Genomic DNA, 22,971 nt, shown 5'->3' with positions numbered 1-22,971 from the left:
GTTGTTGCTCTTATCCTCTTATGGTCCGGCGGTGAGCGTAGCGTGGGTTGGGCGAAGCCGTAACCCACCTCTTCTGTCCCCGCGGAAGTAGACGGTGGTGGGTTACGCCCTGAAGATGCGCGTCGCGTATCCGCAAGGCTAACCCACCCTACGAATTTACGATCCGGCGGCAATGAATCCATGCCGCTTCAATCAGGTTTTCGCTCGCTTCCGGCGTGCGGAAGGCGGAATGTGCCGACAGCGTCACGTTCGGAATCCTGGTCAGCGGATGATCCGCCGGCAATGGCTCGATGTTGAAGACGTCGAGGCCGGCATGGCGGATGTGGCCCGATTTCAGGGCATCGATCATCGCCTGCTCGTCGACGATCGCCCCGCGCGCGGTGTTGATGAAGACCACGCCCGGCTTCATCTTTGCGATCTTTTCGCGCGTGATCATGCCGCGCGTCTCGTCATTGAGCAGCAAATGCAGTGATACGACGTCGCTCCGCGCCAGCAGCGTGTCGAGGTCGGTGAACTCGACGCTCGCGTGGCTCTTCGGCGAGCGGTTCCAGGCGATCACCTTCATGCCGCTGCCGGATGCGATGCGCGCCACTTCGGCAGCGATGCCGCCGAAGCCGATCAGGCCGAGCGTCTTGCCGGTGAGCTGCATGCCGTCCTCGCGCAGCCAGTTTCCGGCGCGCATCTCGCGGTCCATCATCGCGATGACGCGGGCCGAAGCCCACATCAACGCGATTGCGGATTCCGCCACGGCTGTGTCGCCATAACCCTTGATCAGATGGACGGAGATGCCGAGCTCGGCGAGCTCTTCCGGGTTCATGTAGCTGCGCGCGCCGGTGCCGAGGAACACCACGTGCTTGAGGCCCGTGCACTTCTTGGCGACCTCGGTCGGAAGCGCCGTGTGGTCCACGATCGCGATCTCGGCGCCGTCGAGGATTTCAGGATATTGCTCGGGCTTGATGTCGGGATCCCGGTGGATCCGCACCTTGGGATCGCCGGGCTTCTCCAGCCGCTCCATGATGACGGCGAGCGCCTCGTTGGCGTCGACGAATACTCCGCGCATGGCTCTCTCCGGTCAGGACGCGACGCCGGCAATCGCCAGCACGGTGTGCATCAGCACGTTGGTGCCCGCGGCGCAGTCGGGCTGCGCCGCATCCTCCAGCTCGTTGTGGCTGATGCCGTCCTTGCAGGGGACGAACACCATGGCGGCCGGCATGACAGTGTTGAGGTTGCAGGCATCGTGGCCGGCGCCCGAGGTGATGCGGCGTGAGGAATAGCCGAGCGTCTTGGCCGCATTCTCGACGGCTGCGATCAGCTTGGGATCGAAATGCGTCGGCGCCTTGCGCCAGACCAGATCGATCTTGACCTCGACCTTGCGCCGCGCGGCGATTTCGGCGATGGCGGCACGCAGATCGCGATCGAGCGCATCCATGATGGCGCCGTCGGCGCTGCGGCAATCCATGGTGAAGGCAATCTCGCCGGGAATGACATTGCGCGAGGGATTTGCGATCACCGCTTCGCCGATGGTGCCGACTGCGTTAGGTCCGTGCTTCTTCGCAATGGCCTCCATCGCGAGCACGATCTCCGACAATGTCGCAAGCGCATCGCGCCGCAGCGGCATCGGTGTCGAGCCCGCATGGCTCTCGAAGCCGGAAATCTTGCCGTCGTACCACAGCACGCCCTGGCCGGAATCGACCACGCCAATGGTCTTGCCCTCGGCTTCGAGGATTGGACCCTGCTCGATGTGGAGTTCGACAAAGCAACCAAGTTTCTGGAAGCCGACAGGCTTGTCGCCACGATAGCCGATGCTGTCGAGCGCCTGGCCGACGGTGGTGCCGACGATGTCCTTGCGCGACAGGATGTCGTCGGTGGTGAAATCGCCAACGTAAGCGGCGGACGCCATCATCGCCGGCGCGAAGCGCGAGCCTTCCTCGTTGGTCCAGTTGACGATGCAGATCGGCGCTTCGGTCTCGATGCCGGCGTCGTTCAGCGTGCGGATCACTTCGAGCGCGCCGAGTGTGCCCAAAATGCCGTCATACTTGCCGCCAGTCGGCTGGGTGTCGAGGTGCGAGCCGATGCCGACGGGCAGCTTCGACATATCGCGGCCCTTGCGCAGGCCGAACTGCGAGCCGAGCGCATCGGTGTGAACCTCGAGCCCGGCGTCCTCGCAGGCTTTTCGAAACCAGTCGCGAACCTGCTTGTCTTCGCTGCTCAAGGTCAGTCGCCGCACACCGCCCTTGGCCGTCGCGCCGAACTGCGCCGTCTCGTGGATGGAGCCCCAGAGGCGGGCGGAATCGATTTGCAGGTTTGTCGCGGCTCGGCTCATGCGTTCAGTCTCTCAGTTTGTCCGGCGCCTTTGTCAATGACGCGCCAGCGCGGGCGCGTCAACCGCGAGGCTGCTCTGCGCAATCTGACATGCAAGCTCGGCGACGCGCTGCACCGCCACGACGTCGGGCGAGGCGAGCCAGCTCGCCGTGAATGTCAGCGGCGCGATCTGCAGGTCGGTATCGAGCAATTGCAGCCGACCGTCGGCGAGCTCGTTCTCGACGATGGCATCGGGGATCACGGCGATGCCGAGGCCTTCCACCGCCATGTGGATCACGGTGGCGAGCGAGGCGGAGGCGTGAAGACGGATCGGCGGCAAGTCGGGCCGGTCGAACACCTCGCGCACCACCTCGTAGGGCCTGGTCTTGCGCGGGAAGGTGATGATCGGAAACCGCGCGAGATCGGTGAGCGTCACGGGCCCATGGCCGAGCCCGAGCGACGGGCTGGCCAGGAAGCCGATCGGATAGTCGGCGAGCGTGCGGTTGTGCACGCCCGAGGCCGAGAGGGGGCCGACCACGAAAGCGAGCTCGATCTCCTGCGCGAGCAATCGCGCGGTCAAGTTCGGCGTGATGTCAACCTCGATCTCCAGCGACAGGTTCGGATAGAGCTCGTTGACGCTCTTTACCAGCCGCGGCAACCAGGTGTGCACGATGGTTTCGGCGACACCGAGCCGCATCACGCCGCGCATTGCGGAAGCGTCGCCGATCTCGGCCATCATCGCGGCGCGCAGGCCGATCAACTTCTCGGCGTAGACCATCATCTGCCGTCCGCTCGGGGTCGGTGACGCCACGCGATGATCGCGGTTCAGCAGCTTCACGCCCATCTCGCGCTCGAGCTGGGCGATGCGCTGGGAGATCGCCGGCTGGGTCGTATTGAGCCGCGCCGCGGCACCTCGGAAGCTGCCAAGCTTCACAACCCAGAGGAAGGTTTCGATCGACCTGAAGTCCATCATTGGAAGGATTTTCCCGATCGATAAAGTAGCTTTATCGATATTGATTAAAAAGGACGATTAGACTTTATAGTATGCTTGATGTTGGCTAGGCTTGTCGAGTTCATAGGCAGGTCGATGAAATGACTGTTTTGGTGGCAGCGCAGCAAACTGAAACGCCCGACACGCTCCCGAGCCACCAGGCGCGGCTTGCCTATCGCGGCGGCCAGGTCGGTTCCACGGCGGGTGTTGCCCCCGGCTTCGTCCAGGGCAATCTGGCGATCCTGCCGGCGGACTACGCCAGCGCCTTTCACCGCTTCTGCCAGCTCAATCCGAAACCGTGCCCGATCATCGGCATGTCCGACGTTGGCAGCCCACACATCCCCTCGCTGGGCGCCGATCTCGACATCCGCACCGACGTGCCGCGCTACCGCGTCTGGCGCGACGGCGAAGTCGTGGACGAGCCGACCGACGTCACCAAGTACTGGCGCGACGATCTCGTGACTTTCGTCCTCGGCTGTTCGTTCTCGTTCGAAGAGGCGCTGCTCGATGAGGGCATGCCGATCCGTCACATCGAAGAGAACGTGCGCGTGCCGATGTACCGCACCAACATCGCCTGCGGCGCATCAGGTCCGTTCGCGGGGCCGATGGTGGTCTCGATGCGCCCGTTCAGGCCGGCCGATGCGATCCGCGCGGTGCAGATCACCTCGCGCTATCCCGCCGTGCACGGTGCGCCCGTGCATCTCGGCCATCCGCATCTGATCGGCATCAAGGATATCGCCAAGCCCGATTATGGCGATCCCGTCCCTGTCGCCGACGACGAGATCCCGGTGTTCTGGGCCTGCGGCGTGACGCCGCAATCGGTGATCAACGCCGCCAAGGTACCTTTCGCGATCACGCATTCGCCCGGCCTGATGCTGGTGACGGATCTCAGAAACAGGAACATGGCCGTGATTTAGTAGGCAGCGTTTGCTGCTTCTTCGGGCTTTACGATACCAGTCAATCGCTTCATTCGATCAGTTGAAATTCAGAAACAGGGAACTCTGCCATGACGATCTCTCGCCGCGACGTTCTGCTCGGTGCTACCGCCACTGCCGCGCTGGTGCCGCTCGCTGCACGGGCCCAGACATCGGAAGTCGTGATCGGCGTGATCTATCCGTTCTCCGGCGGCAGTGCACAGCAGGGTGTCGACGCGCAGAAGGCCTATGAGACTGCGCTCGAGGTCATCAACAAGGACACCGATTTGGATCTGCCGCTGGCCAAGGGCGAAGGTCTGCCGGGCCTCGGCGGCGCCAAGGTCCGCCTCGTGTTCGCCGACCACCAGGCCGATCCGCAGAAGGGCCGCGCCGAAGCCGAGCGCCTGATCACGCAGGAGAAGGTTTGCGCCATCATCGGGACCTATCAGAGCGCGGTGGCCGTCACTGTCAGCCAGATCTGCGAACGCTACCAGATCCCGTTCGTCTCGGCCGACAATTCCTCGCCGAGCCTGCATCGCCGCGGCCTCAAATACTACTTCCGTGCCGCGCCGCATGACGAGATGTACTCGGCCGCCATGTTCGACTTCTTCGATACCATGAAGAAGAAGGGCAACAAGATCGAGACCCTGTCGCTGTTCCACGAGGACACCATCTTCGGCACCGACTCCGGCAACGCGCAAGCCAAGATCGCCGGCGAGCGCGGCTACAAGATCGTCTCCGACATCAAGTACCGCGCCAACTCGCCGTCGCTCTCCGCCGAAGTGCAGCAGCTCAAGACTGCGAATGCCGACGTGCTGATGCCGTCGAGCTACACCACCGACGGTATTCTGCTGGTCAAGACCATGGCCGAGCTGGGCTACAAGCCGAATGCCATCGTGGCGCAGGATGCCGGCTTCTCCGAGAAGGCGCTTTATGACGCCGTCGGCGACAAGCTCGAAGGCGTGATCTCGCGCGGCACCTTCTCGCTCGATCTCGCGCAGAAGCGTCCGATGGTCGGTAAGGTCAACGACATGTTCAAAGCGAAGTCGGGCAAGGATCTCAACGATCTCACCTCACGCCAGTTCATGGGCCTCATCGTGCTGGCCGATGCGATCAGCCGCGCCAAGTCGACCGATGGCGAAAAGATCCGCGATGCCCTGGCTGCGACGGATATCCCGGGCGAGCAGACCATCATGCCCTGGAAGCGCATCAAGTTCGACGACATGGGCCAGAACAACGACGCCAACCCGGTGCTGCTGCAATATGTCGGCGGCAAGTTCGTCACCATCTTCCCGCCGCAGGCCGCTATTGCGGAAGCGACGTGGCCGATGAAGTAAGCGGCGCACGGTCGGGGCCCAGGCGCTGTGAGGGGGTAGGACGATCGGAGTGCTCCCACACCGTCCTTGCGAGGAGCCCGCGACAAAATTGTGGAGCAATTTTGCGCTGGCGATGAAGCAATCCAGGCTGCTTCCTTTCTGGATTGCTTCGCTTCGCTCGCAATGACGAAGCCTGTCGTGACGTTTCGAACGGGGGACTAGAGGTGACAGCCCAAGCCATTATCCAAAGTCTCGCGAGCGGCCTCCTCATGGGGCTGCTCTACGGACTGATCGCAGTCGGCCTCGCGCTGATCTTCGGCCTGATGGACGTCGTGAACTTCGCCCATGGCGAGTTCCTGATGATCGCGATGTACGTGTCCTTCTTCCTGTTCACGTTCTTCGCCATCGATCCCCTGCTGTCGGCGCCGCTGGTTGCCGCCGCGCTCTTCGTGCTGGGGGCCGTGGTCTATTTGTTGGTGGTACGTTTCGCCATGCGGGCCAAGGCCAATGCCGGCATGGTGCAGATCTTCTCCACCTTCGGCCTTGCCATCGTGATGCGGGGCCTCGCTCAGTTCTTCTTCACGCCGGATTATCGCAGCATTCCGCAGTCCTGGCTTGGCGGAAAGACCGTCTCGATCGCCGGCATCTTCCTGCCGGAGCCGCAATTGGTCGGCGCCCTGGTGTCGATCGCGGCCTTTGCCGGTCTCTATTTCTTCATCAATCGCACCGATTTCGGCCGCGCGCTGGAAGCCACCCGTGAAGATCCCGGGGCTGTCGCGCTCGTCGGCATCGACAAGAACCGCGTGTTCGCGCTCGGCTGGGGCCTTGGCGCCGCGCTGGTAGGTCTGGCCGGCGCGATCATGGCAGTTTTCTTCTACATCTATCCCGACGTCGGTGCCTCCTTTGCCCTGATTGCTTACGTCACCGTCGCGCTCGGCGGCTTCGGTAGCGTGTTCGGTGCCTTTGCCGGCGGCATCGTCGTCGGCCTGGTCGAAGCCGTAACAGCCTTGATGCTGCCGCCCTCGCTGAAGTCGGTCGGAATCTATGCCGTGTACTTGCTTGTCGTCTTCATTCGGCCGCGTGGCCTGTTCGGGTCGATGTGATGGACAAGAATTTTGCCGCGCGGCGTCGCCGCGACCTCATCATTGCCGCGGTGCTGGCGGCGCTTGCCGCGTCCGCGCCGTTGTTCGTCAAGGACGTCTACGTCCAGAACATCCTGGTGCTGACCTTGATGTATGCGGCGCTGTCGCAGAGCTGGAACATCCTGTCCGGCTATTGCGGGCAGATCTCGCTCGGGCATGCGCTCTATTTCGGCATCGGCGCCTATACCACCGAGCTCCTGTACACCAAGTTCGGCGTGTTGCCCTGGTTCGGCATGCTCGCCGGCGGCGGGATCGCGGCCATCATCGCGATGGGGCTCGGCTATCCCTTCTTCCGCCTGCGCGGCCATTACTTCGTGATCGCGACCATCGTCATCGCCGAAATCGGCCTGCTGCTGTTCCAGAATTGGGAATGGGCGGGCGCTGCAATGGGCATCACCATTCCCGTGCGCGGCGACAGCTGGCTGAAATTCCAGTTCATGCGCAGCAAGCTGCCGTATTTCTATTTTGCGTTGGGGCTGTGCTGCCTCGCCTGGTTCGTCACCTGGTGGCTGGAGGACTCCAAATGGGGTTTCTGGTGGCGCGCGGTCAAGGACAATCCGGAAGCCGCCGAAAGCCTTGGCGTCGTCGTCTTCAACTCCAAGATGGGTGCGGCAGCGGTCTCGGCGTTCCTTGTTGCCATCGGCGGCGCCTTTTATGCGCAGTTCCTCGCCTATATCGATCCTGAAAGCGTGATGGGCTTCCAGTTCTCGCTGCTGATGGCACTGCCGGCAGTGCTCGGCGGCATCGGCACGCTCTGGGGGCCGGTGTTAGGGGCGGCGATCCTGATCCCGATGACGGAGCTGACGCGCTCCTATATCGGGGGCTCCGGCCGCGGCGTCGACCTCATCGTCTACGGCGCGCTGATCGTCGCGATCTCGCTGGCCCTGCCACAGGGGTTGGTGAGCCTGTTCTCCCGCTCCAAAGCGAAGGGGGCAACGCGATGACCGCGCTCCTTGAAACCCGCGGCGTCTGGCAGCGGTTCGGCGGCCTCGTTGCCAACAGCGATGTTTCGATCTCGGTCGGTCGGGGCGAGATCGTCGGCCTGATTGGCCCGAACGGCGCCGGCAAGTCGACACTGTTCAATCTCATCGCCGGCGTCCTGCCGCCGACGCAGGGCTCGATCTGGTTCGACGGCGAGGACGTCACCAAATTGCCGGCGGCCGAGCGCTGCCAGCGCGGGGTGGGGCGGACCTTCCAGGTGGTCAAGAGCTTCGAGACCATGACGGTCATCGACAACGTCATCGTCGGTGCGCTCGTGCGTAATACGGTGATGCGCGAAGCACGCCGCAAGGCCCATGAGGTGCTGGAGTTCACCGGCCTCGCCGCGCGCGCCGATGTGCTCGCGAGTGACCTCGTGCCGGCCGAGAAGCGCCGGCTCGAAGTCGCCCGTGCGCTTGCGACCGAGCCAAAGCTGCTGCTGCTCGACGAGGTCCTCACCGGTCTGACGCCGACCGAGGCGCAGACCGGCGTGGCGCTGGTGCGAAAAGTACGTGATACCGGCATCACCGTTTTGATGGTCGAGCACGTCATGGAGATCGTGATGCCGCTGGTCGATCGCGCCATCGTGCTCGACCTCGGCAAAGTGCTCGTCGAGGGCAAGCCCGCCGAGGTCGTCCGCGATCCCAAGGTGATCAAGGCATATCTGGGAGATCGTCATGCTGTCGGTGCGTGAAGTCACGACCGCCTATCAGGGCCTGGTCGCGATCTCCGCGGTCAGCATCGAGGTCACCAAGGGCGAGATCGTCTGCGTCGCCGGCGCCAATGGGGCCGGCAAATCGACGCTGCTGAAATCGATCGCCGGTGCCGAGCGTCCGCGCGGGGGCACCATTACCTTCGACGGCAAGCGGATCAACGGCATGGCGCAGCACCACATCACTGCGGCCGGCATCGCCTATGTGCCGGAGAACCGCCGCCTGTTTCCGCGTCTGTCGGTGCGCGACAACCTTCGCCTCGGCAGCTACCTCTATCGCGGCGAGGCGGATCGCGAAGGGCCCCTCGATCTCGTCTTCAAGCTGTTCCCGCGCCTGTCCGAACGGCTCGAGCAGCGCGCCGAGACGCTCTCCGGCGGCGAGCAGCAGATGCTCGCGATCGGCCGTGCGCTGATGACGCGGCCGCGGCTGTTGATGCTGGACGAACCGTCGCAGGGCATCATGCCCAAACTCGTCGACGAGATTTTTCAGGCCGTGAAGCTGATCCGCGACTCCGGCATGACCGTGCTGATCGTCGAGCAACGGATGGCCGAGTGCCTCGAGATCGCCGACCGCGCCTACATCCTGCAAACCGGCCGCGTGCTGATGCAGGGCCCGTCGGCCGAGATCAAGGGCAATCCGGACGTGCGCAAGGCGTATCTGGGGCTGTAGGCGGGACGTGTGGAGCAAGCTCGCTCAACACTCTCGGTGTCATCGCCCGACTTGATCGGGCGATCCAGTATCCAGAGACGTCAGAGAAATGCGGATAGGCCGCGGCGTACTGGATTGCCGCCTTCGCGGGGAATGACAGCGGTGGGGGAGCGTGCTGGTGTGCTCACCTCAGCAAGGGACTAATGCCCATGCCCATGCTGCGGTAGCGTCACCCCGAACACCTTCACCAGATCCGCGACCTGCTCCGGCGACAGATACCGCGGGTTCATCCCGCGCAGCAGCAGGTACAGCTTCGCCGTCTCCTCCAGCTCCTCAGTCGCGAACACCGCCGCTTCCAGCGTGTCGCCGGCAACGACAGGGCCGTGATTGGCGAGGAGCACGGATGAGTATTTCCCGGCCAGCCCCTTGATGGCATCGGCGACCGCGGGATCGCCGGGGCGGTAATAGGGCACGAGGGCGGTGGCGCCGCATTTCATCAAATAATAGGCCGTCAGCGGCGGCAGCGCGGCGCGCGGGTCGATCTCGGGCAGCATCGAGAGCGCGACCGAGTGCGTCGAATGCAAATGCACGATCGCGCGTGCACTGCCGCGCGTGTCGTAGAGCGCGGTGTGCAGCGGAACTTCCTTGGTGGGGGCGTCGCCCGACACCAGCCGGCCTTGCTCGTCCAGCCGCGACAGCTTGGCCGGGTCGAGGAAACCGAGCGAGGCGTTGGTCGGCGTCACCAACCAGCCGCCGCCATCCAGCCTGACGCTGATATTGCCTGACGAGCCCGGCGTCAGCCCGCGCTCGAACAGGGACCGTCCGAACCGGCAGATATCCTCACGCAGCCTTGTTTCGTTGCTCGTTTCAGTGCTCATGGCCGTCATGCCCGCTTGTCTCACGCTTTGGCAGCGCGGCCAAGCCGTGTTATTCGAGATCGTGAGCCGCCGCAAAGGGCGGCCGTCCGGGAAACGTTCGCAAGGTCTAGTCGAAGGGTCAGTTGCATGTCCGCCTCAACGTCACAACATCAGCGCATCGCCGTCATCGGGCTCGGCTCGATGGGATATGGCATGGCGACGTCGCTGAAGCGCGCCGGCCACGCCGTCACCGGCTGCGACGTTTCGGCTGATGCGGTCGCGCGTTTCGTCAAGGACGGCGGCGCTGGCGCTGCAACGCCGGCCGAGGCGGCCAAGGGGGCGGACATCGTCGTCAGCGTCGTCGTCAACGCGGCGCAGACCGAGACGATTTTGTTCGGCAAGGGCGGCGTCGCCGAGACCCTGCCTGATGACAGCGTCTTCATTTCTTCGGCCACCATGGATCCGGATGTGGCGCGGCGCCTCGCCAGGCAATTGGAGGCGACCGGCCGGCATTATCTGGATGCGCCGATCTCCGGCGGTGCGCAGCGCGCCGCGCAAGGTGAGCTGACGATCCTCGCTTCCGGCAGCGCGGCCGCGTTCGCCAAAGCGCGTCCGGCACTCGATGCCATGGCGGCAAAGCTCTACGAGCTCGGCGATGCCGCAGGACAGGGCGCGGCCTTCAAGATGATCAACCAGCTGCTCGCCGGCGTGCACATCGCCGCTGCCTCGGAGGCGATGGCGTTTGCGGCCAAGCAAGGCCTCGACATCCGCAAGGTCTACGAGGTGATCACGGCATCCGCCGGCAATTCCTGGATGTTTGAGAACCGCATGCCGCATGTGCTCGACGGCGACTACACGCCGCGCAGTGCCGTCGAGATTTTCGTGAAGGACCTCGGCATCATCCAGGACATGGCACGCAGCGCAAGATTTCCGGTGCCGGTTTCGGCCGCGGCCCTTCAGATGTTCCTGATGACGTCGGCCGCCGGCATGGGCCGCGACGACGACGCTTCGGTGGCGCGGATGTACGCGCAAGTCACCGGCGTCAAGCTTCCCGGCGACAAGTAGAAGAGGATATCCAATGCCCCGTTTCGCCGCCAACCTCTCGATGATGTTCACCGAGGTGCCGTTCCTCGATCGCTTCGATGCTGCCGCGCAGGCCGGATTCACGGCCGTCGAATTTCTCTTTCCCTATGATCATCCGGTCGAAGCGGTTGGCGAGCGGCTCGAGCGCAACGGACTGACCCAGGCGCTGTTCAACCTGCCGCCGGGCGACTGGAATGCCGGCGAGAAGGGTTTTGCGGCGCTTCCCGCACGCTTCAACGATCTCAAGGCGAGTCTGGAGACGGCGCTGCCTTATGCCAAGGCTACCGGCGTCAAGCGGCTGCATTTGATGGCCGGCATCGCCAACCGCGGCGAGCGCCTCGCGATCGAGGCCTTCTACAAATCGGTGGCATGGGCCGCCGAGTTCTTCGCAGCCCACGGCATCGATATCGTTCTCGAACCGATCAATCCGCGCAACGTGCCCGGCTACTTCCTCAACGATTTCGGCTTCGCGCGCGATCTGATCCAGGAGTTGCGGCTTCCCAACCTGAAGCTCCAGTTCGACATCTATCACTGCCAGATCATCCATGGCGACGTCACCATGCGGCTGCGCGAGATGATGCCGATCATCGGCCATATCCAGATCGCCAGCGTTCCCTCGCGCAACGAGCCCGACGGCGAGGAGCTGAATTATCCGTTCCTGTTCGACGAGCTCGACCGTCTCGGCTATGCAGGCTTCGTCGGCTGCGAGTACAATCCACGCGGCAAGACCAATGATGGCCTCGCCTGGTTCAAGCCCTATGCCGGAGTGAAGCCGTGACCCTTGCGTTGGGCTGCATCGCCGACGATTACACCGGCGCGTCCGATCTCGCCAATACGCTGACGCGCGCGGGCCTGCGCACAGTCCAGACCATCGGCGTGCCCGCCGACGATCTTGATCTGCCGGAGGTCGACGCCGTCGTGGTGTCGCTGAAGAGCCGTTCGATCGAGCCGGGGCTCGCGGTGTCGCGTTCGCGTGCGGCCGATAAATGGCTGCGCGGCCGCGGCGCGAGCAATGTGCTGTTCAAGATCTGCTCGACCTTCGATTCCACGGACGCGGGCAATATCGGACCGGTCATGGACGCGCTGCGCGCCGATTGCGACGAGGCCGTCGTCCTGGTGACGCCGGCTTTCCCCGAGAACGGCCGCACCGTCTATCAGGGCAATCTGTTCGTCGGCGCCGTGCCGCTGAACGAGAGCCCCCTGAAGGATCACCCGCTCAACCCGATGCACGATTCAAACCTGGTGCGCGTCCTGTCGCGGCAGAGCAGGACGCAGATCGGTCTCGTCGATCTCCCGACCCTCTCGCGCGGAGCGGAGGCGGTACGAAGCCGGCTTGCCGAACTCTCGGGCAAGGGTATCGGAGCCGCGATCATCGATGCCGTGTTCGACCGCGACCTCGAGACCATCGGCCTCGTCGCGGCGGAGCACCGGCTGTCGGTCGGCGCTTCGGGTATCGGCCTTGGGCTCGCCCGTGCGCTGGTGTCGACCGGCAAGGTCAAGTCGGCTGCCAGTAGCGGGCGGGATGCCACCGTCGGCGGACAGGTGGCGTGCCTCGCCGGAAGCTGCTCGCAAGCCACCTTGCAGCAGATCGCCAATGCCGAGCGTGTCATGCCGGTGTTACATCTCGACACCGACCGTATTCTTACGGGTGCCAATGAAGCGCAGCGCGCGTTGGATTGGGCGGGGCCGCGATTGGCCCAGGGTCCCGTGCTGATTGCGTCGAGCGCGACGCCTGCCGACGTCGCCGCGCTTCAGGCGCGCCACGGCCGCGACGCTGCCGGACACGCGATCGAGCAGACGATGGCCGACATCGCCGAAAATCTCGTGAAATCAGGTGTGCGGCGGCTGATCGTCGCAGGCGGCGAGACCTCAGGGGCGGTGGTTGATCGGTTGAGGATTCCCGGATTTCTCGTGGGAGCGGAGATCGCCGCGGGCGTCCCGGTGCTGCGCGCGGTAGGTGCCACGGCAGGTGAGATGCTGCTCGCGCTTAAGTCCGGCAACTTCGGCGGGCCGGAGTTTTTCTCGGATGCGATGAGGCTCATGCGCTGAGCGCAGGGCATTTTTAGGTCCTCATTCACTTCTTTGAGGTTCCGTGCTCGTACGGAGTCGTAGTTAACAACTGCCCAGTCGCTTTGTTGTTGGGTGTCGGCGCCGCTGCTTTTGGTTGATCCCTTATTTCAGGACGCGCCGCCGCGCCAACGCAAAGAGACCTGCCTATGCTCGCCAAGATTTCCATCCGCGCCAAGATCATCAGTGTCGTGGCGTTCCTGCTGGTCGCAATGGCCGGCATGGGCCTGCTCGCCGTCATGAAGATGCGGTCGATGAATGCAAACACCAGCGACATCACGACAAGCTGGATGCCGAGCGTGCGGGTGATCGGCGATCTCCGCGCCGGCGTCATCACCTATCGCAACGTTATCCGCGAGCACATGTTGGCGGAAACTCTGGAAGAGAAACTCGCGGCTGAGAAGACGCTTGCGACCGTCGTCGAGGCGAATACCAAATTCCGCAAGACGTATGAGACCATGATTACGTCGCCCGAAGAGCGCGCGCTTTACGACCAGTGGTCCAAGGCTTGGGATGCCTACAAGAAGGGCACGCAGGAAGTTATGGCGCTGTCGCGTCAGGAGGCCGGCAAGATCCCCCACGAGGCGCACGAGCTGAACGCGAAGACTGTCAACAAGATCGGGCTTGAGGCGGATGCAATCCTGGCCAAGGATATCGAGCTGAACACCAAGGGCGGAGATCAGGCGGCTCAGGATGCCGCCGACAGCTATTCGTTCGCGTTCATGCTGGTCGCGGTCATCCTCGGTGCTGCCGTGATCACCGGCATCGGCGTCGGCTTCACCCTCGTCCACGACGTCTCCAACGGTATCAACTCGATCACGCAGCCGATGCAGGCGCTCGGCCGCGGCGATCTCTCCGCGGAGGTCCCGCACCGCGGCGAGAAGACCGAGATTGGCGCAATGGCCGACGTGCTCCAGGTGTTCAAGGAGGCGCTGATCGCCAAGAAGGCAGCCGACGAGGCCGCCGCGGCCGACGCCGAGGCCAAGATCGAGCGCGGCCGCCGCGTCGACAACATCACCCGCGAATTCGAGACGATGATCGGCGAGATCGTCCAGACCGTATCGTCTGCCTCGACCCAGCTGGAGGCCTCCGCCTCGACGCTGACCTCGACCGCCGACCGCTCGCAGCGGATGGCGACGACGGTTGCCTCGGCTTCGGAAGAAGCCTCCACCAACGTCCAGTCGGTCGCTTCCGCGACCGAAGAAATGGCCTCCTCGGTCGGTGAGATCAGCCGCCAGGTGCAGGAATCGGCGCGGATGGCGGGTGACGCCGTCGGCCAGGCCCGTGCCACCACCGAGCGCGTCAGCGAGCTGTCCAAGGCTGCCGCGCGCATCGGCGACGTCGTGGAGCTGATCAACACCATTGCGGGCCAGACCAACCTGCTGGCGCTGAACGCCACCATCGAGGCGGCGCGCGCCGGTGAAGCTGGCCGCGGCTTCGCGGTGGTCGCCTCCGAAGTGAAGGCGCTCGCCGAGCAGACCGCCAAGGCGACCGGCGAGATCGGCCAGCAGATCTCCGGCATCCAGGCGGCAACCAACGACTCGGTCGGCGCGATCAAGGAGATCTCCTCGACCATCGAGCGTCTCTCGGAGATTTCCTCGGCGATCGCGGCTGCGGTGGAAGAGCAGGGCGCTGCGACCCAGGAAATCGCCCGCAACGTGCAGCAGGCGGCCCAGGGCACCCAGCAGGTCTCCTCCAACATCACCGACGTGCAGCGCGGTGCGATCGAGACCGGCACGGCCTCCTCGCAAGTGCTCTCGGCGGCGCAGATGCTGTCCAACGATTCGAGCCGGCTGAAGACCGAGGTCGGCAAGTTCCTGACCAACGTGCGCGCCGCGTAGCTCTCGAGCATCTGTGGTTTAAAAAAATGAGCGGCGCCCCCAGCGCCGCTCATTTTCTTTATGCCATTGGTAGCCCGGTGTCGCTTGCAGGTAGCATCATGGGGAGCTGCCCGTAGAGCCACGGGAGTCCAGCTTCATTGATAGTTAAATTCGCTTTATGAGGATTGCTGCAGACGACTCGAATATCGGCCGTTCGATTGGAATGAACCCCGGTCGTTCGTTTGGAGGCCCGATGCGCAAGAACCTTCCCGTTACAGACGTCGAATATCCCGTCAGCGACGAGACGTTGATCGTCTCCCGCACCGACCTCAAGGGCAAGCTCACTTATTTCAACGAGGACTTCCTCGCCGCCGCAGGCTTCACGTCTGCGGAGCTCATGGGCCAGCCGCACAACATCGTCCGTCACCCTGATATGCCGCCGGAGGCGTTCGACAACCTCTGGGATACGTTGAAGGCCGGCAAGCCCTGGCTTGGCGCGGTCAAGAACCGACGCAAGAACGGCGACTTCTACTGGGTGCTGGCGACAGCCTCCCCGATCCGCGAGAACGGTCAGGTCAAGGGCTATACCTCCATTCGCACCAGGCTGCCGGCCGATCAGCGCAAGCTTGCAGAAGAGGTCTACGCCGCGATTCGCGAAAAGAAGCCGCACGGCTATCGAGTCGATGCCGGCATCATCCGCCGCCGCTCCTGGCTCGACCGTTTTGCCATCCTCACCAGGACGCTGAAGGCGCGGCTCGTCACGATGATGACGCTCCAGACTCTGTTCATCCTCGCGCTTGCGGTCGGCGGCGCGTTGTCCACCAGTGGTTCGGCCAGCTCGATCCTGTCGCTGCTGGGCGTCGTCGGCTCCGGCATCGTCGGCTTCGCCGGCCTTGCAACCATGCGGGCCATCCGGGAGCCGATGCAGCACCTGAACGACACCCTCGTCAACCTGGTCCAGGACAAGCTCGATAACCGCATCGTCGTCACGCGGGACGACGAGATCGGCGAGGCGCTGCGCAATCTCCAGACCGTGCAGACGATCATCCGTTTCAGCCGCGACGAGGTGCAGGCGGTGCAGCGCCGTGCCGAGGGCCAGCGCAAGGCCGACATGACCAAGCTCGCCGATGGCTTCGAGGCCGCAATCGGCGAGATCGTCGAGACTGTGTCGTCGGCGGCAACCGAGCTCGAGGCTTCTGCATCGACGCTGTCCTCGACCGCCGGGCGGGCGCAGGAATTGTCAGTCGTCGTTGCAGCCGGGTCCGAGGAGGCTTCCGCCAACGTTCATTCGGTGGCATCGGCCGCAGAGGAAATGTCGTCCACGGTACGCGAGATCAGCCGGCAGGTTCAGGATTCCTCCAGGATGGCCGGCGACGCGGTCAGTCAGGCCCGGGCCACCACTGATCGTGTCAGCGAATTGTCGCGGGCCGCATCGCGGATCGGCGACGTCGTCGAACTGATCAATGCCATCGCCGGCCAGACCAACCTGCTCGCACTGAACGCGACGATCGAGGCCGCGCGGGCGGGCGAGGCCGGCCGCGGCTTCGCGGTGGTCGCCTCCGAAGTGAAGGCGCTCGCCGAGCAAACCGCCAAGGCGACCGGCGAAATCGGCCAGCAGGTCGGCGGCATCCAGGCCGCGACCCAGGAGTCGGTGACAGCCATCAGCGAAATCAGCGGCACCATCGCGCGCCTGTCAGAGATCTCTTCCGCGATCGCGGCAGCCGTCGAGCAGCAGGGCGCGGCGACCCAGGAGATCGCGCGCAACGTGCAGCAAGCAGCTCAGGGCACCCAGCAGGTCTCGTCCAACGTCGGCGATGTCCAGCGCGGCGCCTCAGAGACGGGCTCCGCGTCCTCCCAGGTGCTTTCGGCGGCACAAATGCTGTCCCGCGACTCGAGCCGGCTCAAGCTCGAAGTCGGCAAGTTCCTGAATTCCGTGCGTGCTGCCTGAACGGGCTTTCGCATAGCTGCGATGTAGATTCCGCAGTGCGGTAGCAGGGAAGTGAATTCAGGCATGCCGCCGGAGGTTAGCGTTTCCGGCGGTGCTCAGGTAAACCGGGGGCGGGATCGCCGTGGGGGCGGATTCCGCATTCTCGCTTGACCTGGAATTGCCTGACGAATGATTGCTCTGGTTCGTATTGCCCTGAGCCGGCCCTACACGTTTGTCGTGCTGGCGCTCCTGCTTCTGATCATCGGACCGCTCGCGGCGCTGCGGACGCCGACCGACATCTTTCCGGACATCCGCATCCCCGTGATCGGTGTGGTCTGGCAGTATACGGGTCTGCCGCCCGATCAGATGTCGGGCCGCATCACCACGCCGTTCCAGCGGGCGCTGACGACGACCGTCAACGACATCGAGCACATCACCGCCAACTCCTATAACGGTTTTGGCATCATCAAGATCTTCTTCCAGCCCAATGTCGACATCCGCACCGCCAATGCGCAGGTGACCGCGATCTCGCAGACGCTGATCAAGCAGATGCCGCCGGGCGCGACCCCGCCCTTGATCCTGAACTACTCCGCCTCGACCGTGCCGATCCTCCAGGTGGCGCTGTCGGGCGACGGCCTGACCGAGCAGAACCTCGCCGACATCGGCATCAACCAGCTTCGCACCCCGCTCGTCACCGTGCCGGGCGCGGCGATCCCGTATCCATTCGGCGGCAAGCAGCGCCAGGTAACGATTGATCTCGACCCGACCGCGCTCCAGGCGCGCGGCCTGTCCGGCCAGGATGTCGCCAATGCGCTCGCCGCGCAAAACCTGATCACGCCAGTCGGTACCCAGAAGATCGGGACTTTCGAGTACAACATCCAGCTCAACAACTCGCCGCTCAAGATCGACGAGCTCGGCAACCTGCCGATCAAGACGGTCAACGGCGCCATGGTCTATGTGCGCGACGTCGCGTCCGTGCGCGACGGCAATCCCCCGCAGACCAATATCGTCCATGTCGACGGCAACCGCTCGGTACTGATGATGGTGCTGAAGGCGGGCGCGACCTCCACGCTCGACATCATCGCCGGCATCAAGCAGAAGGTGATCGACGTCAAGGATCAGATGCCGGATGCGCTGAAGATCGGCTTCATCGGCGACCAGTCGGTGTTCGTCCGCGGCGCGATCGAAGGCGTCGCCTTCGAAGGCGTGATCGCAGCGCTGCTCACCAGTGTCATGATCCTCTTGTTCCTTGGCAGCTGGCGCTCGACCATCATCATCGCGGTCTCGATCCCGCTCTCGGTGCTCGGCGCCATCATCATGCTGTCGGCGATCGGCGAGACGCTGAACATCATGACGCTCGGCGGTCTCGCGCTCGCGGTCGGCATCCTCGTCGACGACGCAACTGTCACCATCGAGAACATCAATTACCACCTCGAGCAGGGCAAGCCTGTCGAGCAGTCGATCCTCGATGGCGCCAACCAGATCGTGACGCCGGCCTTCGTCTCGCTGCTCTGTATCTGCATCGTGTTCGTGCCGATGTTCTTCCTCACCGGCGTCGCGCGCTTCCTGTTCGTGCCCATGGCCGAAGCGGTGATGTTCGCAATGATCTGGTCGTTCATCCTGTCGCGTACGCTGGTGCCGACCATGGCGAACTATCTGCTGCATGCGCATGTCCATCACGAGGGCGAACCGCCGAAGTCGCGCAATCCCCTCGTCTGGTTCCAGCGCGGTTTCGAGGCCCGGTTCGAACGCATTCGGGGCGGTTACCGCGGTCTGCTGGGTCTGGCGCTGGCGCATCGTCCGGTGTTCGTCATCGGCTTCCTGTGCGTGGTCGGCGCGTCCTTCGCGTTGGTGCCGTTCCTCGGACGCAACTTCTTCCCTGCGGTGGACGCGGGCAACATCCTGATGCATGTCCGCACCCAGGTCGGCACCCGCGTCGAGGAGACGGCCAACCAGCTCGCCGACGTGCAGAAGGCTGTCCGCAAGCTGATTCCAGGCGAGATCGAGACCATGACCGACAACATCGGCATGCCGATCTCCGGCATCAACATGACCTACAACAACACCGGCGTGATCGGTCCGCAGGACGGCGACATCCAGATCAAGCTCAGGGAAGGCCACAAGCCGACCGAAGAGCACGTGAAAGTGCTGCGCGAGCAGCTGCCGCGGCTGTTCCCGGGCGTGAGCTTCGCGTTCCTCCCCGCAGACATCGTCAGCCAGATCCTGAACTTCGGTGCGCCGGCGCCGATCGACCTGCAGATCCGCGGCGCCAATCTCGGCGCCAACTTCGCCTATGCCAACAACCTGCTGGCCAAGGTCCGCCGGATCCCGGGCGTTGCCGATGCGCGCATCCAGCAGTCGCCGAGCAACCCGACCTTCAACATCGATGTCGACCGCACCCGCGCGCAATATGTCGGCCTCACCGAGCGCGACGTCACCAACAGCCTCGTGGTCAACCTCGCCGGCTCCTCGCAGGTCGCGCCGACGTATTTTCTGAATCCTGATAACGGTGTGTCCTATTCGATCGTGATGCAGACGCCGCAATATCAGATCGATTCGCTCAGCGCGCTGCAGACGCTGCCGATCACGGCATCAGGCAATTCGCAGTCGCCGATCCTCGGCGGCATCGCCGACATCAAGCGCTCGACCTCGAGCGCGGTGGTCTCGCAATACGACATCCAGTCGATGGTGCAGATCTTTGCGACGACCTCGGGCCGCGATCTCGGCGCGGTCTCCAATGACATCCGCCAGTTGATTGCGGACACCGCCAAGGAGGTGCCTAAGGGCTCGTCGGTCGTGCTGCTCGGCCAGGTGCAGACCATGAACAGTGCCTTCACCGGCCTGTTGTTCGGCCTGCTTGGCGCCGTCGTGCTGATCTATTTCCTGATCGTGGTGAACTTCCAGTCCTGGTCCGATCCGTTCGTGATCATCACCGCGCTGCCGGCCGCGCTCGCCGGCATCGTCTGGATGCTGTTCACGACCCAGACGACGCTGTCGGTCCCGGCGCTGACCGGGGCCATCATGTGCATGGGCGTCGCCACCGCCAACAGCGTGCTGGTGATCTCGTTTGCCCGCGAGCGCTATCAGGAGCTGGGCGATCCCATCGCCGCGGCGCTCGAAGCCGGCTTCGTCCGGTTCCGCCCGGTGCTGATGACGGCGCTCGCCATGATCATCGGCATGGCCCCGATGGCATTAGGGCTCGGTGAGGGTGGCGAGCAGAATGCGCCGCTTGGCCGCGCCGTGATCGGCGGTCTGATCTTTGCAACTTTCGCCACGCTGATGTTTGTTCCCGTGGTGTTCAGTATGGTACACAAGAAACAAGGCGCCAAAGCCGCCGCCCCTTTGGAGACTCCGCATGTCGCCCACTGAATCCCGCTCCCCGGTGTCGCACCGGAAACTGGGCATTTTCGGCGTGGTGGCGCTGATTGCGGCAGGCCTCGTGGTCGGCACCGGCATCCGGGCTCGCGAGGACCAGGACTCCAAGCTGAAGGAATGGACCGACGACCAGGCCATTCCCAGCGTGGCCGTGACCTTGCCGAACGCCAAGGCGCTCAATTTCGCCATCGACCTGCCGGGCCGGCTGGAAGCCTATTACCGCGCGCCGATTTTTGCGCGTGTCTCCGGCTATCTCAAAAGCTGGAGCGCCGACATCGGCGCGCGGGTCAAGGCAGGGCAGGTGATCGCGGAGATCGAAGCCCCCGACCTCGACCAGCAACTCCTGCAGGCGCGCGCAGACCTCGCCAGCCAGCAGGCCAGCGCCAGGCTGTCAGAGGCCACGCTGAACCGGCGCAAGACGCTGGTCGCCTCCAACTTCGTTTCCGCGCAGGAGATCGACGAGCGCACCGCCGATCTCTCCAACAAGAACGCGGCGGTCAAGTCCGGCCAGGCCAATGTCGAACGGCTCGAGGCGCTCGCCGGCTACAAGAAAATCACGGTGCCGTTCGACGGGGTGGTGACCTCGCGTGACACCGACGTCGGCGCGCTGATCAATGCGGGCGGCGGCTCGGGACCGGCGATGTTCGTGGTCTCCGACATCACCAAGCTGCGCGTCTACGTCAACGTTCCCCAGAACTACGTGCCGGCGATCAAGATCGGCGCCAAGGCCACCATCTCGCTGCCGGAATATCCAAACCGGACTTTTCAGGCCACGGTAGAGGCATCCTCGCAGGCCGTCGATGTCGCGTCGGGCACCACGCGCATGCAACTCGGCCTCGACAACTCCACTGGCGAGCTGATGCCTGGCGGCTATGCCAGCGTGAAGCTCAGCCTGCAGCGCGACTCGGCGCCGCTCAGCATTCCCGCCAGCGCCCTGATCTTCAACGGCAGCGGCCTGCGCGTCGCAACGGTCGGAGCCGATGACAAAGTGCAGTTCAAGACCGTGACCATCGCCCGCGATCTCGGCAAGGAGATCGAACTCGCCTCGGGCATCGCGCCTGACGACCGCGTCATCACTGCCCCGCCGGATGGCCTGTCCAACGGCGACCAGGTGCGTGTGGTCGGTGCCGGCGGCAAGCCGGCCACCGCGTCGGAGAAGCAGCCGCCGAAGAGCTAGGCGCAGTGCCGTAGGGAGGGTTAGCCCTGCAGATGCGCGAAGCGCATCTGCTCGACGCAACCCACCTCTTCTTTCCCAGCGGATACAAACAGTGGTGGGTTACGCCTTCGGCTAATCCACCCTACGAGATCACGCCACGCGCCACTCCGGCACGCCATCCGCGGCCATGGTGATCTCGCCCAGTGAGCCGACCGGCGTGCGGTCCATGTTCAGAAGATGTACCAGCGTCGTACTGTCGCCCGCCGGAATCCGCGCCAGGGTACGCTTGGCATCCTCCGTCCGCAGCATCACCACGCCGTGCTCGACATCTCCGCCGCGGCCATAGAGCACCGTAAAGCTCTCGACCTTGCTCTTGCCTGAGGCCTCGTTAACGAACTCCGGCACCGCACGCTTGTTGCGGTCGGCTTCCGCTTGCACGCTCGTCTCCTGCGCGAGTGCATCGCGCGGCGGCGCCTTCGCCACGACCAGCCCGTGATGTTTGGTAACAAAACCGCCCTGGCCGTAGAGCAGGCCGAGCTTGTCGCCGCCGCGGATCCGGCGCACCATCGCGCAAGCTGCATGCGTCATGTAGGTGTTGAGCGGTGCGCCGAAGAAGGTGAGACCGCCGTTCACGGTGGGCTGCACGTCGGCGGAAAGGCCGAGCGTCCGCCGCGCCATCTTCGGAACGCAGGGAAAGCAGCTATAGAGCTCAATCGCGTCGAACTTCTTGCCGTCGCCGCCCGCAAGATCCATCACGGCCTTCAGCACGGCGTTCTGCGGATGGCTCTCGAAGAACTGGTCGCGCACGAGATAGTCGGGCGGGTCTTCGGCTGACGCGCCACCGAGCGGATAGACCAGCTTCTGCTCCGCAATGCCGAGCGCGCGTGCCCTGGCAAGGCTGGTGAGCAGCAGCGCGCCGCCCATGTTGACGCTGGGGTTTGCCACCATCAGCTTGTTGTAGGGCCAGGCGATCAGCCGGTTGTCCGCTGTCGGTGTCGTGATCTCCTCGGCCGCATAGCGCCTTTTCAGCCAGGCATTTGGATTTTGCGCAGCGGCGTCCGAATAGCGCGACCACAGCGTGCCCGATTCCGCCATCGCCTCGTGCGGCGTCTGGCCCCAATGCGCGGAGGAGGCGGCCTCATAGAAGGGATAGACCGTGACGGGCCGAAACACGCCGAGCTTGATGGCGAGCGGCTTCTGGAATGCCGCGCCGCGCTTGGGCTCCGCGACATCATGGGCGAACGGCGTCCATGGCAGCTTGACGCCGGCGCGATCGGCTTTCGTCACGGTCGATTGCGCCTCGGCGCCGCAGACCGCAGCCACGTTGCATTCACCGCGCGCGATGCGCTTTGCCGCCTCGTGGATGTAGCGGATCGGGGTCTCGCCGCCGACCGGGCCGTAATAGCAATGTGCGGGTAAGATGCCGAGGCGCTGCGCCAGCAGCTTCTCGGGATCGCGATAGCGCCAGCTCAGGAAGTTGACGACGTCGAGCGACTGCACTTCGCCAAGCAGCTTTGCGCCGGCGTCAGCTTCTGCGCGTCGGAGCGCCTGTTCGAGCAGGTCGAGCGGTTCGAGGCCTTCGGTGATCTCCTGGGGGCGGTCGACGATCTCGCCGATGCCGACGATGACGGGAATGCGGTCTTCGGGGATAGGGCTCTTGTCAGTCATAATCCAGATTCACGA

General features: G+C 64.2%; 18 protein-coding genes. 13 read left to right on the top strand and 5 right to left on the bottom strand.

Annotated features, from left to right (window positions below):
• Positions 1 to 148: 148 nt before the first annotated feature.
• From XH91_RS24560 to XH91_RS24550, 3 genes are read right to left on the bottom strand one after another with little or no spacing between them, the layout of a single operon-like run.
• Positions 149 to 1,060 carry an NAD(P)-dependent oxidoreductase gene (locus XH91_RS24560; protein WP_128952970.1) on the bottom strand — a complete coding sequence of 304 codons (912 nt, stop codon included), beginning with the start codon at positions 1,058 to 1,060 and terminating at the stop codon, positions 149 to 151.
• A gap of 12 nt (positions 1,061 to 1,072) precedes the next feature.
• Entirely contained in the window at positions 1,073 to 2,323 is a 1,251-nt protein-coding gene (locus tag XH91_RS24555; protein WP_128952969.1) for a Zn-dependent hydrolase, read from the bottom strand.
• 33 nt (positions 2,324 to 2,356) lie between these two features.
• Positions 2,357 to 3,274: a LysR family transcriptional regulator gene (locus XH91_RS24550; protein WP_128952968.1), complete on the bottom strand. Its 918-nt coding sequence runs from the start codon at positions 3,272 to 3,274 to the stop codon at positions 2,357 to 2,359.
• A 119-nt stretch (positions 3,275 to 3,393) separates the two neighbouring features.
• Here XH91_RS24550 and XH91_RS24545 point away from each other — a divergent pair, with 119 nt between their 5' ends.
• The 6 genes from XH91_RS24545 (at position 3,394) to XH91_RS24520 (ending at position 9,024) form a co-directional block, all read left to right on the top strand.
• On the top strand, positions 3,394 to 4,209 hold the full coding sequence (locus tag XH91_RS24545) for a putative hydro-lyase (protein ID WP_128952967.1): 816 nt from the start codon (positions 3,394 to 3,396) through the stop codon (positions 4,207 to 4,209).
• 89 nt (positions 4,210 to 4,298) lie between these two features.
• Positions 4,299 to 5,543, top strand: coding sequence for an ABC transporter substrate-binding protein (locus XH91_RS24540; protein ID WP_128952966.1), 1,245 nt, complete (start codon positions 4,299 to 4,301; stop codon positions 5,541 to 5,543).
• A 248-nt stretch (positions 5,544 to 5,791) separates the two neighbouring features.
• Entirely contained in the window at positions 5,792 to 6,625 is an 834-nt protein-coding gene (locus tag XH91_RS24535) for a branched-chain amino acid ABC transporter permease (protein ID WP_245470668.1), read from the top strand.
• The gene (locus XH91_RS24530) at positions 6,625 to 7,608 is read left to right on the top strand and encodes a branched-chain amino acid ABC transporter permease (protein ID WP_128952964.1); all 984 of its coding nucleotides are present in this window, start codon (positions 6,625 to 6,627) and stop codon (positions 7,606 to 7,608) included. Before XH91_RS24535 ends, XH91_RS24530 begins: the two co-directional genes overlap by 1 nt.
• Positions 7,605 to 8,336, top strand: coding sequence for an ABC transporter ATP-binding protein (locus XH91_RS24525; RefSeq protein ID WP_128952963.1), 732 nt, complete (start codon positions 7,605 to 7,607; stop codon positions 8,334 to 8,336). The genes XH91_RS24530 and XH91_RS24525 overlap by 4 nt, the downstream gene beginning before the upstream one ends.
• Positions 8,320 to 9,024: an ABC transporter ATP-binding protein gene (locus tag XH91_RS24520; RefSeq protein WP_128952962.1), complete on the top strand. Its 705-nt coding sequence runs from the start codon at positions 8,320 to 8,322 to the stop codon at positions 9,022 to 9,024. The genes XH91_RS24525 and XH91_RS24520 overlap by 17 nt, the downstream gene beginning before the upstream one ends.
• Before the next feature lie 179 nt (positions 9,025 to 9,203).
• On the opposite strand, the gene otnC is transcribed toward XH91_RS24520, so the two are convergent.
• Positions 9,204 to 9,890: a 3-oxo-tetronate 4-phosphate decarboxylase gene (gene otnC / locus XH91_RS24515; RefSeq protein WP_164933776.1), complete on the bottom strand. Its 687-nt coding sequence runs from the start codon at positions 9,888 to 9,890 to the stop codon at positions 9,204 to 9,206.
• Between the two features lie 117 nt (positions 9,891 to 10,007).
• On the opposite strand from otnC, the gene ltnD reads away from it, so the two are divergent.
• The 7 genes from ltnD (at position 10,008) to XH91_RS24480 (ending at position 21,309) form a co-directional block, all read left to right on the top strand.
• Entirely contained in the window at positions 10,008 to 10,925 is a 918-nt protein-coding gene (ltnD, locus tag XH91_RS24510; protein ID WP_128952960.1) for an L-threonate dehydrogenase, read from the top strand.
• A 13-nt stretch (positions 10,926 to 10,938) separates the two neighbouring features.
• The gene (otnI, locus tag XH91_RS24505; protein ID WP_128952959.1) at positions 10,939 to 11,721 is read left to right on the top strand and encodes a 2-oxo-tetronate isomerase; all 783 of its coding nucleotides are present in this window, start codon (positions 10,939 to 10,941) and stop codon (positions 11,719 to 11,721) included.
• Positions 11,718 to 12,992, top strand: a complete 1,275-nt coding sequence (gene otnK, locus XH91_RS24500; protein WP_128952958.1) for a 3-oxo-tetronate kinase — start codon at positions 11,718 to 11,720, stop codon at positions 12,990 to 12,992. The genes otnI and otnK overlap by 4 nt, the downstream gene beginning before the upstream one ends.
• A gap of 167 nt (positions 12,993 to 13,159) precedes the next feature.
• Positions 13,160 to 14,851 (top strand): methyl-accepting chemotaxis protein, encoded by a 1,692-nt coding sequence (locus XH91_RS24495; RefSeq protein ID WP_128952957.1) that lies wholly within the window; start codon positions 13,160 to 13,162, stop codon positions 14,849 to 14,851.
• A 232-nt stretch (positions 14,852 to 15,083) separates the two neighbouring features.
• A complete protein-coding gene (locus XH91_RS24490) occupies positions 15,084 to 16,778 on the top strand; it encodes a methyl-accepting chemotaxis protein (RefSeq protein ID WP_128952956.1) in 1,695 nt (564 codons plus the stop codon).
• Positions 16,779 to 16,946: 168 nt separating this feature from the next.
• The gene (locus XH91_RS24485) at positions 16,947 to 20,126 is read left to right on the top strand and encodes an efflux RND transporter permease subunit (protein WP_128952955.1); all 3,180 of its coding nucleotides are present in this window, start codon (positions 16,947 to 16,949) and stop codon (positions 20,124 to 20,126) included.
• Positions 20,113 to 21,309: an efflux RND transporter periplasmic adaptor subunit gene (locus XH91_RS24480; RefSeq protein WP_128952954.1), complete on the top strand. Its 1,197-nt coding sequence runs from the start codon at positions 20,113 to 20,115 to the stop codon at positions 21,307 to 21,309. Before XH91_RS24485 ends, XH91_RS24480 begins: the two co-directional genes overlap by 14 nt.
• A gap of 129 nt (positions 21,310 to 21,438) precedes the next feature.
• Here XH91_RS24480 and XH91_RS24475 read toward each other — a convergent pair whose 3' ends face one another.
• Entirely contained in the window at positions 21,439 to 22,956 is a 1,518-nt protein-coding gene (locus XH91_RS24475; RefSeq protein ID WP_128952953.1) for an acetyl-CoA acetyltransferase, read from the bottom strand.
• Between the last annotated feature and the right edge of the window lie 15 nt (positions 22,957 to 22,971).

The organism is Bradyrhizobium guangzhouense (assembly GCF_004114955.1).
GTDB classification, from domain to species: Bacteria; Pseudomonadota; Alphaproteobacteria; order Rhizobiales; family Xanthobacteraceae; genus Bradyrhizobium; species Bradyrhizobium guangzhouense.
The sequence above is the reverse complement of the archived record's forward strand: the minus strand, read 5'-3'. Positions and strand labels throughout refer to the sequence as shown.

Excerpts from the sequence above, each read along its gene's own strand:
- XH91_RS24535 (WP_245470668.1), top strand. The coding sequence starts at position 5,792 with ATGGGGCTGCTCTACGGACTGATCGCAGTCGGCCTCGCGCTGATCTTC.
- XH91_RS24520 (WP_128952962.1), top strand. The coding sequence starts at position 8,320 with ATGCTGTCGGTGCGTGAAGTCACGACCGCCTATCAGGGCCTGGTCGCG.
- XH91_RS24495 (WP_128952957.1), top strand. The coding sequence starts at position 13,160 with ATGCTCGCCAAGATTTCCATCCGCGCCAAGATCATCAGTGTCGTGGCG.
- XH91_RS24485 (WP_128952955.1), top strand. The coding sequence starts at position 16,947 with ATGATTGCTCTGGTTCGTATTGCCCTGAGCCGGCCCTACACGTTTGTC.
- XH91_RS24525 (WP_128952963.1), top strand. The coding sequence starts at position 7,605 with ATGACCGCGCTCCTTGAAACCCGCGGCGTCTGGCAGCGGTTCGGCGGC.
- XH91_RS24540 (WP_128952966.1), top strand. The coding sequence starts at position 4,299 with ATGACGATCTCTCGCCGCGACGTTCTGCTCGGTGCTACCGCCACTGCC.
- XH91_RS24530 (WP_128952964.1), top strand. The coding sequence starts at position 6,625 with ATGGACAAGAATTTTGCCGCGCGGCGTCGCCGCGACCTCATCATTGCC.
- XH91_RS24550 (WP_128952968.1), bottom strand. The coding sequence starts at position 3,274 with ATGATGGACTTCAGGTCGATCGAAACCTTCCTCTGGGTTGTGAAGCTT.
- XH91_RS24480 (WP_128952954.1), top strand. The coding sequence starts at position 20,113 with ATGTCGCCCACTGAATCCCGCTCCCCGGTGTCGCACCGGAAACTGGGC.
- XH91_RS24545 (WP_128952967.1), top strand. The coding sequence starts at position 3,394 with ATGACTGTTTTGGTGGCAGCGCAGCAAACTGAAACGCCCGACACGCTC.
- XH91_RS24490 (WP_128952956.1), top strand. The coding sequence starts at position 15,084 with ATGCGCAAGAACCTTCCCGTTACAGACGTCGAATATCCCGTCAGCGAC.
- otnC (WP_164933776.1), bottom strand. The coding sequence starts at position 9,890 with ATGACGGCCATGAGCACTGAAACGAGCAACGAAACAAGGCTGCGTGAG.
- otnI (WP_128952959.1), top strand. The coding sequence starts at position 10,939 with ATGCCCCGTTTCGCCGCCAACCTCTCGATGATGTTCACCGAGGTGCCG.
- XH91_RS24475 (WP_128952953.1), bottom strand. The coding sequence starts at position 22,956 with ATGACTGACAAGAGCCCTATCCCCGAAGACCGCATTCCCGTCATCGTC.
- XH91_RS24560 (WP_128952970.1), bottom strand. The coding sequence starts at position 1,060 with ATGCGCGGAGTATTCGTCGACGCCAACGAGGCGCTCGCCGTCATCATG.
- ltnD (WP_128952960.1), top strand. The coding sequence starts at position 10,008 with ATGTCCGCCTCAACGTCACAACATCAGCGCATCGCCGTCATCGGGCTC.
- XH91_RS24555 (WP_128952969.1), bottom strand. The coding sequence starts at position 2,323 with ATGAGCCGAGCCGCGACAAACCTGCAAATCGATTCCGCCCGCCTCTGG.